This is a genomic window from Pectobacterium carotovorum (assembly GCF_900129615.1).
Taxonomy (GTDB): domain Bacteria; phylum Pseudomonadota; class Gammaproteobacteria; order Enterobacterales; family Enterobacteriaceae; genus Pectobacterium; species Pectobacterium carotovorum.
Genome location: NZ_FQWI01000001.1, coordinates 548,456 through 562,006, shown reverse-complemented (window position 1 = coordinate 562,006; position 13,551 = coordinate 548,456). Strand labels below are relative to the sequence as shown.

Sequence of the window (13,551 nt, the reverse complement as noted above, 5' to 3'; positions counted from 1 at the left end):
TTTTTTATTATTTTAAAAGAAATCTATGATAACTAACGGCCGGAAACACAGATAAAACTAGGCTAGTTCTTCCTCTCGAATGGCATTACAGAAAGAATTTCCTTTCCGTTGGAACTCACTGACCCGCTCTCCCACTTAATGAATGAACAAGATGACTGTATGTACAGCATGACAGTTCACTACCGTAAACATTCATCATATTTGGAGATATATCATGGCTTTAGGACTTTCTCAGGTTGCATCTCAGGCGGCTTCTCAGACTCTGGATACCGCGATGGCCGGTTCTCTGACGCGTGCGGCTGGCGCTCAGGCACAGAAAATTGCGCTGGATACGGAAAACTCCATTCTGGATGGTCAGATGGATTCTGCGTCCAAATCACTGAACTCCGGGCAGAAAGCGGCGAAAGCCATCCAGTTCTGATCGTGATGTAACGAGCCGGAGCCTTGCTCCGGCTTTATTTTTATCCCGTCCGCGATGGAATTCACACCATGAAAATCAACCACGCTACTACGCTGCCCCAGCCGGGGGATGCTCCGCTGGCGGACAACGGCACGTCTTTTTCCTCTTCCGCCACCAATCAGGATGTGTCCTGGTTTAGCGCGGCGCTGTCGTCGACACCGATGACGGCAGAAAGCGGCAACAGCCAGTGGCTGGGTGCGCTGGCGGAAAAATCTCAGGGACTGAACGGCGTTTTTAAATCCGCTGAACGCGATGTGAGCCAGTCGATGCGCTCCAATAATCCCAAAGATGTGCTGGATGCGACTCGAACGCTGTCCTCGTTCTATTTGGAAAGTCTGCTGAGCGCCAAACTGGTGGCGAAAAGTGTGCAAAGTCTGGAAAAACTCACCAACTTACAGTAGCGGCCTATGAAAATCGATAAGCGAGTGTTTCTTCTGCTGATCGGGCTAGTGACTGGCTGCGGCGAGCCGATTGAGCTGAATCGCGGGCTGTCGGAGAACGATGCCAACGAAGCGATTTCGATGCTTGGCCGCTATCAGATCGGCGCGGAGAAACGGGTGGACAAAACCGGCGTCACGCTGGTGATCGATGCAAAAAACATGGAACGTGCCGTCAATATTCTGAATGCGGCGGGTTTACCGAAGCAATCGCGTACCAATCTGGGTGAAGTCTTTCAGAAAAGCGGCGTGATCTCGACGCCGCTGGAAGAGCGAGCCCGCTATATCTACGCGCTGTCGCAGGAAGTTGAAGCGACGCTGGCGCAGATCGACGGCGTGCTGGTGGCGCGGGTGCATGTGGTACTGCCCGAACGTATCGCCCCCGGCGAGCCCGTTCAGCCAGCCTCGGCAGCGGTGTTTATCAAATACCGTGCCGAACTGGAGCCTGATGGGATGGAGCAACGTATCCGTCGTATGGTCGCCAGCAGCATCCCCGGCCTGTCTGGCAAGGATGATAAAGAACTGGCGATCGTCTTTGTTCCGGCGGAACCGTATCAGGACACGATCCCCGTGGTCACGCTGGGGCCGTTTACGCTCACGCCGGATGAGATGCGGCGCTGGCAGTGGAGCGCGGGGCTGTTCGGTCTGCTATTGGCCGGGCTATTAGGCTGGCGCGTTGGCATGCCTTACCTGCGGCAGTGGCAGCAGAAAAAAGCGGGGGAAGCATCGTCACCATGACCACACAAGCGCAAAAACAGGGGCGTGAATTGGGTGACATCACACCGCTTGCCTGGCTGGTCTGGTGGGCAGAGGGCTGCCTGTTACAAGCCGATCCCAGTTGGTGGAACGGGAAGGTGAGGTTGCCTGATTCGTCGCAGCGTCGCGATTGGCTGCATGTGAACGCCGTGCAGCTTCATCGCTACTTTTCTCTGCCGCCAGTGCTGATGCCGGATCCGCTTGCCTCATTGATGCAAATGGGGGCGCTGGATACGGCGCAGCGGGAAACGGTACTGCGCCTGATGGCACGGGTGTGTCAGCCCGTGCGTAATCCAGATCGCTCGGACGCGGAGGGCATATGGTGCGAACGGCTGGCAAAGGCGCTGCGGCCGGGCTTATGGCTACCGTCAGCGGTCACCTTTTCTGTTTCATCATCGTTGGCGTCCTCGGCTGTGGGCTATCAGGATGCGCTGACGCTGCTGCGCATTCGCTATGGTGAAACGTGCTGGCCGCGTCTGCGACTGCTTTTTCCTCGCGATTGGTCCTGTGACGGGGATAACCCTTGCCATGCCCCGACGATGTTATTGCCCGCCGCCCGGCTGAATGCGCTGTGCGATGCCCTGATTTGGAAGGCATCGACACCCACTTAGAATCGATTTCATCTTGCACAGTAAGGACGAAGCATGCTGACAACGAAGACGTTTGCGACATTACCCGGCGCGAGTCGGGATGAAACGGTGATTATTCCGGCGGAGCGCGTCGCGGCGCATCGGCGCAGTCGGACACTCTGGGAAGAAGCCAATGCGCAGGCCGAGACGATTGTGGCACAGGCGCACGACCGTGCCCGAACGCTCTGTGAGCAGGCGGTAGAACACGCAGAAGCAGAATTCTGGCAGCAGGCGAATGCGCTATTACAGGGTGTTCAGCAAGAGCGGATGGATCTGGAAAAGATCATGATTACGCAAGCCGGACAGCTGCTGCGCGATGCGTTGGCGCAGTTGCTGGATAAAACGCCTGCGCCGTCGCGTCATCACGCTTTATTGCGGCAACTGCTGAAGCAACAGCAGGGAGAAAGCCGGGGAACGCTGTACTGCCATCCCGCCCAGCTTGCCGACGTGCAGCACTGGCTGGATGCCCATGCGCATCTGGAGTGGCGTCTCGCCAGCGATGAGGCGCTGGATAGCGATGCCATGAAGCTGATTACGGCGCATGGCGTGATGTCGCTGAGCTGGCGGCAGGCGACGGCGCAGCTCATTCCTCCTGAATATCCCGCCGCGATGTGAAATCACTGCCTGCTAATGGGAACTGCACGCCGGGGTTAACCACTCACTATTGAGTCAATGACGAGAACGTTTAGGTAACGGCCAAAACGTCAGGTCAACGACCCAAACCGTGTTGTGAGGAAATTACCCTATGAGGAGAGCGTGCTATGTCCCTTAACCCCATTCAGCGTCGCCTTGACGCGCACCTGGTCGATTCGCAGCAACAGCTGGATGATATTGCGTTGAATGTTGCCGAAGGCGGAGCCAGTCAGGCAGACAGTTATGCCTTTTTTGAAGCTAGCATGGATTATTCCAACGCCAGCTGGGCGGTCGGGCAACTGTTGAGCGTGAAACACGGCTTGGCAAAGGCCATCATCAATGACTTCAACTGAGTTGGCCGCGATGCTGGAGCGTTGGCTAAACGGCGGGACGCCGATGTTACAGTTGGACATTGACGGCGGCGCGGTGGCACTTGTGCGGCAGTCGTTGGGTGTAGCGTGCAGCGCGGCCATTCCGCTGCGCGCGTTGCCAGATGAACCGATGCTGGCGCGCGCATTACAGCTAGCCGATGCCGCCCACGCCCAGTTTCAGGATGACACCGCCATACTGTCGCTTTCACCGCAGGATGAGCAACTCTGGCTCTGGATGCGGCCCGATGCCGATGATGTTATGCAACTGTGCCGCAGCCTGGAAACCTTACTTAACCAACGGGACGTCTGGCTGAGCCTGCTTACGCCGCGTGCGAAAACGCCCGTTTCCGCGCCACTGAATCTGAACACGCTGGCTTTTTTGCAAGGAGAACGACATGCGTAAGGGATTGATACGTCATCGATCGTATAGCACGTTGCTGGCGGTCTATCGCTGGTTTTGCTGGGCGGTAGTGCTGATGGGGATTATCCCGGTGAACGGGATGATTTCGCTGGCGCACGCCGCCATGCCACCCGACTGGAATAAGGGCGCGTATGCCTATTCTGCCGAGCAAACGCCGCTATCTGCAATTTTGACGGATTTTGCCAACAGCCACGGTGTGGATTTGGTGCTGGGAAATATTGCGGACAATGAGGTTACGGCGAAAATTCGGGCGGATAACCCCGCGCTGTTTCTCGACAGGCTGGCACTGGAGCACCGTTTTCAGTGGTTTGTGTATAACAATGCGCTGTATGTCAGCCCGCAGGATGAACAGGCGTCGGTGCGTCTGGAAATCTCCCCCGATGCCGCCCCCGATATCAAACAGGCGCTCAGCGGTATCGGGCTGCTCGATGCACGCTTCGGCTGGGGGGAATTGCCGGAAGAGGGCGTGGTGCTGGTCACCGGTCCGCAGGCATATATCGATCTGATCCGTAATTTCAGCCAGCAGCGGGAAAAGCAGGACGAACGGCGCAAGGTCATGATTTTTCCGTTGCGCTATGCCTCGGTATCTGACCGTACGTTGCAATATCGCGATCAGAAGGTCACGATTCCCGGCGTCGCGACCATTCTCAATGAGTTGATGGATGGTCAGCGTGCCGCACCGGCAGGCGCATCGGGCCCGATGCCCGTGCAGCCGGATAACGGCATGGAAGCGATGCGGGACAGTACGCGTTCGTTGATGACCCGGCTGGCAACGCGTAACAACCCTGGTCGCAACGGTGAGGCATCAGGCCGTGTGACGCTGAGCGGAAAGATTTCCGCCGATGTGCGTAATAACGCGCTGTTGATTCGGGATGATGAAAAACGCCGGGCGGAGTATCAGCAGCTCGTCGAGCATATCGATGTACCACAAAATCTGGTCAACATTGATGCCATTATTCTGGATGTGGATCGGACCGCCCTGTCGCGGCTGGAAGCGAACTGGCAGGCACAGCTCGGCAATGTGAGCGCGGGCAGCACGATGATGATGGGGCGGAGTACCCTGTTTGTCAGCGATTTCAAACGCTTCTTCGCCGATATTCAGGCGCTGGAAGGAGAAGGAACAGCCTCCATTGTTGCGAATCCTTCCGTGCTGACGCTGGAAAATCAGCCCGCGATTGTCGATTTCAGCCGGACGGCATTTATCACGGCAACGGGCGAGCGCGTCGCGGACATTCAGCCTGTAACGGCGGGAACCAGCCTGCAAGTGACGCCGCGTGTGATCGGCGAAGGCACGCAGCGCAGCATCCAACTGGTTATCGACATCGAAGACGGTCAGGTGGAGACGGGGCGTGAAGGTGAGGCCTCCGGTGTGAAACGTGGCACCGTCAGCACGCAGGCGCTGATTGGTGAAAACCGCGCGCTGGTGTTGGGCGGTTTTCACGTTGAAGAAAGCGGTGACCGCGATCGTCGCATTCCGATCCTCGGGGATATCCCACTGCTGGGGCAGTTGTTTACCTCGACGCGTCATGAAGTCTCGCGCCGTGAGCGCCTGTTTATCCTGACGCCGCATCTGGTCGGCGATCAAACCGATCCCACACGCTATGTTTCCTCCGCCAATCGCCAGCAGTTGAACGGTGCGATGAACCGCGTTGCGCAGCGCAACGGTAAAACGGATCTCTATAGCCTGATTGAAGGCGCGTTTCGCGATCTCGCCAGCCGCCAGCTTCCTGCCGGGTTTCAGGCCGATAGCAAAGGTGCGCGATTGGGAGAGGTGTGCCGCTCGCAGTCGGGCCTGATCTACGACAGTTCGCGCTATCAGTGGTACGGCAACGGTCAGGTGCGCCTGAGCGTCGGCGTCGTGCGTAACGGCGGCACACAGCCGCAGCGTTTTGACGAAGCCGCCTGTGCCAGTAGCCGCACGTTAGCGGTGGCCGTGTGGCCGAAAACGACGCTGGCACCGGGGGAGTCCAGCGAGGTGTTCCTAGCGTTGCAGCCCGCGCTAACGTCCCAGCCAGCCCGACGTAACCTGCTGACATCTCAGTAGCGATCTCAATTAAAACAGGAAATTGTCATGAATCATAAAGCACTATCCGTCGCGCTGATCGCACTCCTGCTGAGCGCCTGCACTGCCCCGCGGCAGGTCGCCAACTGTGCCTCGGTGACCTGTCGTCCGCAGCCGGAAACGCGGCAATTAATCATCTGGTGGCAGCCCGATCTGCGTAGCGGCCCGGCGGATTACAGCAGGGTCAGCGTGGATGAGTGAGCCAGCGGCAGTATTCGACAATCAGCATGACTTTCTCGCGGCGCTGGAAACGGTGCCGGCCGCTTGTTGGACGGTACAACCGGGCGTCACGCTGTGGTTTACGGCCGTGTCGGCGTGGCAGGCGACACTCACCTTAACGCTGGCTCCCGCCCGACATTACCCCGGAATGCTGCGGCAAATTTTACAACGCCGCTTTCTGGAGGCTGACGCGCTGTTTGCCATTAGTCTGAGCCTGGATGAACAGCAACATCTGCGGTTATGTCGCGCGTTATCCACATTGACTGACTCGGTTGCGGCAATCGATGAACTGTGGCGTTTGGCCGGTCTGCCGCCGCGCTGAACCGTGAAAAAGTCATGCGTTTTCGTGCATAAGACGGGAACTGAGTACGCAAGGAAATCACTTAATGGGGGAGTGTCACAATCACGCGGGCTGACCGCACATCATTGGCGCTTTCATAACCCATTTATTCATTGAGGAAACATTATGCTTAATTCTCTTGGTGGCGGAGCTTCTCTGCAAATCACGATCAAGGCGGGCGGTAACGGCGGTTTATTTCCATCTCAGTCTTCACAAAATGGCGGATCGCCATCACAGTCTGCGTTTGGTGGCCAGCGTAGCAACATCGCAGAACAGCTGTCCGATATCATGACGACCATGATGTTCATGGGCAGCATGATGGGCGGCGGTCTGGGCGGTGGGCTCGGTGGTTTAGGCAGCAGCCTGGGCGGACTCGGTGGTGGTTTGCTGGGTGGTGGACTGGGGGGCGGTCTCGGCAGTAGCCTTGGTAGTGGACTGGGCAGTGCACTCGGCGGCGGATTAGGCGGGGCGCTGGGTGCTGGCATGAATGCCATGAATCCATCGGCCATGATGGGTAGCCTGTTGTTTAGCGCGCTGGAAGATCTGCTGGGCGGTGGGATGTCGCAGCAGCAGGGTGGGCTTTTCGGCAACAAACAGCCGTCGTCGCCGGAAATTTCTGCCTATACCCAAGGCGTTAACGATGCGCTGTCCGCAATTCTGGGCAACGGCCTGAGCCAGACGAAAGGGCAAACGTCACCGCTGCAACTGGGCAATAACGGTCTGCAAGGCTTGAGCGGTGCGGGGGCGTTTAATCAACTGGGTAGCACGCTGGGGATGAGCGTCGGGCAAAAAGCCGGTTTGCAGGAGTTGAACAACATCAGTACGCACAATGACAGCCCGACGCGTTACTTCGTCGATAAAGAAGACCGCAAGATGGCGAAAGAGATTGGTCAGTTTATGGATCAATATCCTGAAGTCTTCGGCAAGCCGGAATACCAGAAAGATAACTGGCAGACGGCGAAGCAAGATGACAAATCTTGGGCTAAAGCGCTGAGCAAACCGGATGATGACGGCATGACCAAGGGCAGCATGGATAAATTCATGAAGGCGGTTGGCATGATCAAGAGCGCGGTAGCGGGTGATACCGGCAACACTAACCTGCACGCTCGCGGCAACGGCGGCGCGTCGCTGGGTATTGATGCAGCGATGATCGGCGACCGTATCGTCAATATGGGGTTGCAAAAGCTCTCCAGCTAAACGGAAGGTTGAGGAGAGCAGGGCGGAAGTCTTGCTCTCTTGTTATTAATTGCAGAAAAACTATTTCACTATTAATCAATTGATTGGCCTGTTTTCAGCCCTTTCTTCGCACTATTGAGTTTTCACTTCGCTTGCTATCCTTTATGCGCCATTTTTATCAACAGGACTCGCATTAAGGATGTCACAGGGAACGTTCTCATTATTCTGCCTATCGCTTAATACCCGCGACTTTCTTGCCTCCTACTGTGTCATGAACACACCGAATCTCTACTCGCCCTGAATTTTCTACATTTTTCTCTAGCGTGGTGTTTTTAGCCAATAGGGCGTCTTTATAACGTCTTGTCTTATCAATGTGATGCTTTATCAACATGAACTGTAGTGTGAGCAGACTCAGACCACAGTTTAAGCATTTTGCTTTTCATCAGGGGAGCGGCGGAACGCATCGGCGCATGCGGTAGCCGTAGCAGCAGGACAAGAATAACAATAAGGAGAAAGCAGGTGGCAAACAGTACAGGATTACAGTTCACCGTAAAGGTCGGTGCCCTGGAAGCAGGCACTTTCGCGGTGGTGGATTTCAGGCTGGATGAAGGGCTGAATCGGCCTTTCAGCCTGTCGCTGAGTCTGGCGAGCGCGTTGCCGGATGTCGATTTTGGTGCGGTGCTGGACCAGCCGTGTGAGCTGATGATGTGGTATGAAGGCGAACTGAAACGTCGGGTCAGCGGGATTGTCAGTGGCTTCACGCATGGCGACACCGGATTCCGGCGCACGCGCTATCAGATGGAAGTCCGTCCGGCGCTGTGGCGGCTGGGGTTACGCACCAACGCCCGCATCTTTCAGGCGCAGAAGCCGGAGGCGATTGTCGGCGCGCTGCTGGAAGAGGCGGGCATCACCGACTACGCCTTTGCACTGCGCCACGACCACGCACCCCGCGAATACTGCGTGCAGTATCGGGAAAGCGATTTAGCCTTTATCACCCGCTTGGCCGCCGAGGAGGGCATGTATTTCTTCCACGAATACGAAGAAGGTAAGCACCGCGTGGTGTTTGCCGACGATGCGGGTGCATTGACCAAAGGCCCCGAGCTGTTCTTCAATCTGGCGACACAGGGGCTGAGCGAAGGCGAATATGTTCGACGCTTCCACTATGCGGAGCGGGTGAGCACATCGGACGTCGAGCTGAAAGACTACAACTTCAAGACACCGGCTTACGGGCTGTCACACAAGAAGATGAGCGGCGAACTGGCGCACCAGCGCGAAAGCTACCAGCATTACGACTATCCGGGGCGCTATAAGCAAGACCCGAGCGGCAAGGCGTTCAGCGGTTACCGGCTGGATGCGCTGCGCTCAGGGGCGGTGACGAGCGAAGGGGAATCCAACTGCGCGGGGCTGATGCCGGGCAATACGTTTACCCTGACGGAACACCCGAATGCGGCGCTGAACGCGGTGTGGCAGACAGTGAGCGTCACGCACGTCGGGCAACAGCCGCAGGCGCTGGAAGAGGAAAGCGGCGGCGAACCGACGACCATGAGCAACAGTTTTACTGTGGTGAAAGGCACGACGACGTGGCGTGCCGCCATGCCCTACAAACCGATGGTGGACGGCCCGCAAATCGCCACCGTCGTCGGTCCAACGGGGGAAGAGATCTACTGCGACCAGTATGGTCGGGTAAAACTGCAATTCCCGTGGGACCGCTACGGGGCGAGTAACGACCAGAGTTCCTGCTGGGTGCGCGTCAGTCAGGGCTGGGCGGGCGGCCAGTACGGCATGATTGCGATCCCGCGCATCGGGCATGAAGTGATTGTTAGCTTCCTTGAAGGCGATCCGGATCAGCCGATTGTGACTGGGCGAACCTTTCACGCCACCAACCGCCCGCCTTATGACCTGCCAGCCCACAAGACACGTACCGTACTGCGCACGGAGACGCATCAGGGAGAAGGGTTTAACGAGCTGCGCTTTGAAGATCAGGCCGGACAGGAGGAGATTTACCTTCACGGTCAGAAGGATCTCAACGCGGTTATTGAAAATGACGTCGTCTGGCACATCAAACACGACGCGCATACGGATATTGATCATGAGCGAGTGACCCGCATCAAAGCAAACGACCACCTGACGGTCGAGAACGAGAAACGTGACCACATTAAAGGGGACTACTCGCTGACCGTTGATGCCTCAATGCACCAGAAACTGGGACAGGCTTTGCTGGTTGAGGCCGGACAGGAAGTGCATGTAAAAGCGGGGGCTAAGGTGGTTCTTGAAGCGGGCGCGGAGCTGACGCTGAAAGTCGGGGGAAGCTTCATCAAGATCGATCCCAGCGGCGTGAGTGTGGTCGGGGCGGCTATTAATATTAACTCCGGCGGCAGTGCTGGCAATGGTTCTGGCTGGGCTGGGCAGATACCCATCCTGCCGGGTAGTGTTGCAGTGCCTCCGGCACCACCCGCAACGTTACCCGCCCCTGCTATTCATAAAAGCATGGAATCAATGTCTCCGCTTGTTAAGCCTTGCCCGCTCGCAAAGGGAGGTAAAGTATGAGTCTGAATATCTGGCGAGCAGAGCATGGAGGGACACTCTTTGCGATCGTCGATGGGGCGGCGGATTACTCGGCGGTGGCGCGTTTCTATGAACTCAGCGAGGGAGAAGCTTTTCCGCTCTTTGCTGGTACGCCGTTTAGTGATCAAGCCGCACTAGGCCCTTGGCTACTACTTAACCCTTCTCTCGAATTTGTGGCGGATTCTCCCGAGCTGCACGGTTTTTATTTGGTCAGCGAACAGCCCACTGACATGGTTCGCCGCCACTGGCAAAGCCTGATACAGGTTATCCGTGAAGGGGAGATTGTCTGTTTCCGTTTCTCTGAACCTCGTATCTTCCTGCCGATGTTCTGTGCCATGAGCCAGGAAGAGCAGACTGCCATTCTGGGGCCTTGCACTGGACTCTGGATCAACGGCAGTGGGTTTACGCGTAACCCTGATACCCCGTTTCATCCCTCGTTAGAAACGCCCTGGTTTCATATTCGTTCGCATCATCTGGCAGCACTGTATGACGACGAACGCCACGCCTATATTCTTCGTCGGCGTCTGTGGCAGGTCATGACGAGCATGATGGAGCGTCATCCCGACCCGGCAGGCACTATTTTGCTAGTTCTCAGGCAAGCCAATGCGGAGGGAATTCAGGGGGACGTGCTTGATGGCGTGGTGGCGGGAGCCTTGGCCTTGCAGGTTGGGCTGCCTCTGGAGTGTATCCAAGCGCCGCTGATGCTAACCGAAGCTGAATTCGTGCAGGTTAACCACTGGATGGTGCAGCATAATGCGTTAATAGGAGTTAATTGATGGCAGCCGATCCTTATTGCATCCCCTGCGAACATTACGATTGCTGGATAGAGATTGATGTTCGTGATGAGCACAACCGTTCGTTTAAGGGGCTAAAAGCGACACTAACCGACGATACCGGCAAGTCCGAAACGGTGAAGCTTAACGACGGGCCGACGCTGGTGCGCGGTTTTGCCGTTGGCCCGATAGCTGTCAAACTGGAGACGCAACCTTGGCTCAAGGCGGCGCAATCGCGTGAAGCCTTGAAGGAAGGGCAAAGTACGGTGCCCGCCTATGTGGCAGAGCAAGCTGGGCATGAGGAAACGCCACGGGAACATATTAAGGCGACCACCGGCGACCTGTGCCTGACCGCACCTGAACAACCGTTGCCAGAGGCGCATCAGGAGGGAAAAGCCGGCAAGGTTCGCCTATTTACTAAGCATTCCTACGTTATCGAGGTAAAAGGCTACCAGATCAACGTGTTGCGCATTGGCGTGTTCTTCGATGGCACGGGGAATAACACTTATAACGCCGAATCCGGCCTTAAAAAAGTGGAGCAATGGCTGGCTGAAACCTGTTCCGATCCGGCGCAGCGGGAGAAAGAGCTACGCGGCTGCCAGATGGGACGGCTTCCGGTGAGTGACAGTGCGGCGAATGATATTACTAATGTGGGCAAGCTATTTAACCAATACGATCTGACTGCTGGCCCGCTGGTCGCCCATAGCTATATCAGCGGCATTGGTACGCGCGATCCGGTTGCAGGGAAGGACGGCACGGAATACCAAACGGACGATATGCTGACAAAAGGGCTGGATCTGGATTTTGGTGGTGAAAATACCTCCACCGTTGGCAAGGTGCATCAGGCCTGTAAACAGGGAATTGTTGCCGCTGTCGTGCGGGATTTAGAGAATACATTACCGAATATTGAGTGTGTCCACCGGATTGTGTTCGATGTCTTTGGCTTCAGCCGCGGAGCAGCGGCGGCACGCCATTTTGTCAATGTGATCGACCAGAAGGCCGATCATCCGCTGGTGCAAGCGATCGCCAATACCCCCACAATCCGCCTGAAAGCCGGATTTGACTGGGCAAACCGGGACGATGTGCGTATCACTTTTGTAGGGATTTTTGATACGGTGGCCTCATCGTATCACCCCGGCCTCAACATCCGTTTGCAGGATGACTGCGCCGAACGGGTAGTGCATCTGACGGCGTTGGATGAGGTACGCAAACACTTCCCCTTAACACGCATCACTCCTACGGCGATTGGCACCAGCATCCCTCCACATTTTACCGAACTGGCGCTGCCGGGCGCGCACTCCGATATCGGTGGCGGGTATTATAGCCGCTGGAGCCTGCGTAACCCGAACAGCGACCCGGCGCTAACCGAATGTCTTGAGCTGGAGCGCTTTATGAGCGAGGAAGCGACGACGACGCAGGATACCGAAAGCCGCGCCTATCGTCAGGCGAAGGCCTATGCCGAGGAAAAAATCGCGCAAGGCTGGGTGGATCGGCTTCATCCCCATTTAGCGCGTGCCGCCACGCCACCGGTAGGGGCGATTAGTCTGATCCCCTATTCGTTTATCCGCCGACGCGGTAAGGACGATGCGTGGCCGAAAAAGGCCGTCTATGTGGAGGTGGTAATGAGCCGCGTGGTAGAAGGGGAATACTCGCGCATTCCACTACATATGATGGTGGAGGCGGGACGCGCCGTCGGCGTGCCGTTTAAGGACTGGGATCCTACAGTAAGTACACTGAGTCTTGAATCTGGAGCCATAAAATTGCCAGCGGTCAATCTGACCAAACTGGATGAGAACTGGGCGTTGGCGGCCACCGAGCAGGGCGTGATAAAAAATCTGAGCCAGCAGCTTCCGGCAACTGTTTATCGGGCGCTGCGCCGCGACTATGTGCACCGTAGCGCCAGCAATCAGGGCATATCCAGTCCAGCGGGAACCCATAAACAGGAAACCACCGTCAGCAAGGAACGGCGGCATATCATCGGCAATTTGGAGGCATGATGTTTAGATATTTTATTATGGCAGTGGGGATGTGTATTTCTTTGATCGCTTGTTCAACCCCAGCCGTGTCTGTTCGCTGGGATTACGGCACTGGCAGCAATATTGATATCACTAACAATACTCGCACAGAATTTTATCGTGATGGGAAACTCGTTTACGCCGATCGTGAAGCGGGCGGTGGGGCGGGTGGACTGCTGGGCGACAGAATCACAGCCCGACGTTATTACTGGGCTGGGGGGGGGGGCTTACCTACCGAAGGCGTTCCCATCCCTGATAAGGCTTCGATAGAGATGGTGTCCTTCTACGATCGTAAGCGGTACCGAATCACGGTTGATTTACCTAAAAATTTAGCACAACAAATGCGGCAGCGTTACCAAATTGGTGAGCACATAGACCAACGTAGCTGGCTCTATTTTGGCTTAGCCCCCGGCGGTTATTATGAAGTGTTATTGAAAGGCGATAAGTTGCTTGTCAAACCAGACCTCTTGCTTGCCCGCGGCATTGCCGAAGAGGTCACAGACAATTGGTATGATAAAAAATTTCCAATCGGCGTGAGCCAATACACGGTGACGCTTCAGAACTTTGACAAAGAATACGGCGAATTGTTTAAGCAATACCCCATCCCATTAGGCATGGACTGGGCACCGATTATGGATGCCTACCGCGCTAAGCAGCCTAAAACCGATCAACAGCCGATTAAATAACACGATGT

General features: G+C 56.3%; 15 protein-coding genes. All 15 read left to right on the top strand.

The window, feature by feature from the left end; genetic code table 11:
• Positions 1-214 precede the first annotated feature (214 nt).
• The 15 genes from BUB06_RS02475 to BUB06_RS02405 all read left to right on the top strand — a co-directional run bounded on the left by BUB06_RS02475 (position 215) and on the right by BUB06_RS02405 (position 13,543).
• Positions 215-421, top strand: coding sequence for a type III secretion system major pilin HrpA (locus tag BUB06_RS02475; RefSeq protein WP_009112561.1), 207 nt, complete (start codon positions 215-217; stop codon positions 419-421).
• A gap of 68 nt (positions 422-489) precedes the next feature.
• A complete protein-coding gene (locus tag BUB06_RS02470; RefSeq protein WP_010302220.1) occupies positions 490-861 on the top strand; it encodes an EscI/YscI/HrpB family type III secretion system inner rod protein in 372 nt (123 codons plus the stop codon).
• 6 nt (positions 862-867) lie between these two features.
• On the top strand, positions 868-1,635 hold the full coding sequence (gene sctJ / locus BUB06_RS02465) for a type III secretion system inner membrane ring lipoprotein SctJ (protein ID WP_039471887.1): 768 nt from the start codon (positions 868-870) through the stop codon (positions 1,633-1,635).
• Positions 1,632-2,264, top strand: a complete 633-nt coding sequence (locus BUB06_RS02460) for a hypothetical protein (protein WP_039471889.1) — start codon at positions 1,632-1,634, stop codon at positions 2,262-2,264. Before sctJ ends, BUB06_RS02460 begins: the two co-directional genes overlap by 4 nt.
• Before the next feature lie 33 nt (positions 2,265-2,297).
• Entirely contained in the window at positions 2,298-2,897 is a 600-nt protein-coding gene (gene sctL, locus BUB06_RS02455) for a type III secretion system stator protein SctL (RefSeq protein WP_039471891.1), read from the top strand.
• Positions 2,898-3,043: 146 nt separating this feature from the next.
• On the top strand, positions 3,044-3,268 hold the full coding sequence (locus tag BUB06_RS02450; RefSeq protein WP_009112566.1) for a type III secretion protein HrpF: 225 nt from the start codon (positions 3,044-3,046) through the stop codon (positions 3,266-3,268).
• The gene (locus BUB06_RS02445) at positions 3,255-3,689 is read left to right on the top strand and encodes a type III secretion system chaperone (protein ID WP_039471893.1); all 435 of its coding nucleotides are present in this window, start codon (positions 3,255-3,257) and stop codon (positions 3,687-3,689) included. Before BUB06_RS02450 ends, BUB06_RS02445 begins: the two co-directional genes overlap by 14 nt.
• Positions 3,682-5,751, top strand: coding sequence for a type III secretion system outer membrane ring subunit SctC (gene sctC, locus BUB06_RS02440; RefSeq protein ID WP_039471894.1), 2,070 nt, complete (start codon positions 3,682-3,684; stop codon positions 5,749-5,751). Before BUB06_RS02445 ends, sctC begins: the two co-directional genes overlap by 8 nt.
• A gap of 27 nt (positions 5,752-5,778) precedes the next feature.
• Positions 5,779-5,970, top strand: coding sequence for an HrpT family type III secretion system protein (gene hrpT / locus BUB06_RS02435; protein ID WP_010302242.1), 192 nt, complete (start codon positions 5,779-5,781; stop codon positions 5,968-5,970).
• Positions 5,963-6,310, top strand: a complete 348-nt coding sequence (locus BUB06_RS02430; protein WP_039471896.1) for a hypothetical protein — start codon at positions 5,963-5,965, stop codon at positions 6,308-6,310. Before hrpT ends, BUB06_RS02430 begins: the two co-directional genes overlap by 8 nt.
• A 144-nt stretch (positions 6,311-6,454) precedes the next feature.
• Positions 6,455-7,525, top strand: coding sequence for a type III secretion protein HrpN (locus BUB06_RS02425; protein WP_039471898.1), 1,071 nt, complete (start codon positions 6,455-6,457; stop codon positions 7,523-7,525).
• A gap of 498 nt (positions 7,526-8,023) precedes the next feature.
• The gene (locus tag BUB06_RS02420; RefSeq protein ID WP_039471901.1) at positions 8,024-10,051 is read left to right on the top strand and encodes a type VI secretion system Vgr family protein; all 2,028 of its coding nucleotides are present in this window, start codon (positions 8,024-8,026) and stop codon (positions 10,049-10,051) included.
• Positions 10,048-10,845, top strand: a complete 798-nt coding sequence (locus BUB06_RS02415; RefSeq protein WP_039471903.1) for a DUF4123 domain-containing protein — start codon at positions 10,048-10,050, stop codon at positions 10,843-10,845. The genes BUB06_RS02420 and BUB06_RS02415 overlap by 4 nt, the downstream gene beginning before the upstream one ends.
• A complete protein-coding gene (locus BUB06_RS02410) occupies positions 10,845-12,839 on the top strand; it encodes a T6SS phospholipase effector Tle1-like catalytic domain-containing protein (protein WP_039471905.1) in 1,995 nt (664 codons plus the stop codon). Before BUB06_RS02415 ends, BUB06_RS02410 begins: the two co-directional genes overlap by 1 nt.
• The gene (locus BUB06_RS02405; RefSeq protein WP_226509537.1) at positions 12,836-13,543 is read left to right on the top strand and encodes a DUF2931 family protein; all 708 of its coding nucleotides are present in this window, start codon (positions 12,836-12,838) and stop codon (positions 13,541-13,543) included. The genes BUB06_RS02410 and BUB06_RS02405 overlap by 4 nt, the downstream gene beginning before the upstream one ends.
• Positions 13,544-13,551 lie beyond the last annotated feature (8 nt).

Bases quoted from the DNA above. Each gene is read 5' to 3' on its own strand.
- BUB06_RS02475 (WP_009112561.1), top strand. From the start codon at position 215: ATGGCTTTAGGACTTTCTCAGGTTGCATCTCAGGCGGCTTCTCAGACT.
- BUB06_RS02470 (WP_010302220.1), top strand. From the start codon at position 490: ATGAAAATCAACCACGCTACTACGCTGCCCCAGCCGGGGGATGCTCCG.
- sctJ (WP_039471887.1), top strand. From the start codon at position 868: ATGAAAATCGATAAGCGAGTGTTTCTTCTGCTGATCGGGCTAGTGACT.
- BUB06_RS02460 (WP_039471889.1), top strand. From the start codon at position 1,632: ATGACCACACAAGCGCAAAAACAGGGGCGTGAATTGGGTGACATCACA.
- sctL (WP_039471891.1), top strand. From the start codon at position 2,298: ATGCTGACAACGAAGACGTTTGCGACATTACCCGGCGCGAGTCGGGAT.
- BUB06_RS02450 (WP_009112566.1), top strand. From the start codon at position 3,044: ATGTCCCTTAACCCCATTCAGCGTCGCCTTGACGCGCACCTGGTCGAT.
- BUB06_RS02445 (WP_039471893.1), top strand. From the start codon at position 3,255: ATGACTTCAACTGAGTTGGCCGCGATGCTGGAGCGTTGGCTAAACGGC.
- sctC (WP_039471894.1), top strand. From the start codon at position 3,682: ATGCGTAAGGGATTGATACGTCATCGATCGTATAGCACGTTGCTGGCG.
- hrpT (WP_010302242.1), top strand. From the start codon at position 5,779: ATGAATCATAAAGCACTATCCGTCGCGCTGATCGCACTCCTGCTGAGC.
- BUB06_RS02430 (WP_039471896.1), top strand. From the start codon at position 5,963: ATGAGTGAGCCAGCGGCAGTATTCGACAATCAGCATGACTTTCTCGCG.
- BUB06_RS02425 (WP_039471898.1), top strand. From the start codon at position 6,455: ATGCTTAATTCTCTTGGTGGCGGAGCTTCTCTGCAAATCACGATCAAG.
- BUB06_RS02415 (WP_039471903.1), top strand. From the start codon at position 10,048: ATGAGTCTGAATATCTGGCGAGCAGAGCATGGAGGGACACTCTTTGCG.
- BUB06_RS02410 (WP_039471905.1), top strand. From the start codon at position 10,845: ATGGCAGCCGATCCTTATTGCATCCCCTGCGAACATTACGATTGCTGG.
- BUB06_RS02405 (WP_226509537.1), top strand. From the start codon at position 12,836: ATGATGTTTAGATATTTTATTATGGCAGTGGGGATGTGTATTTCTTTG.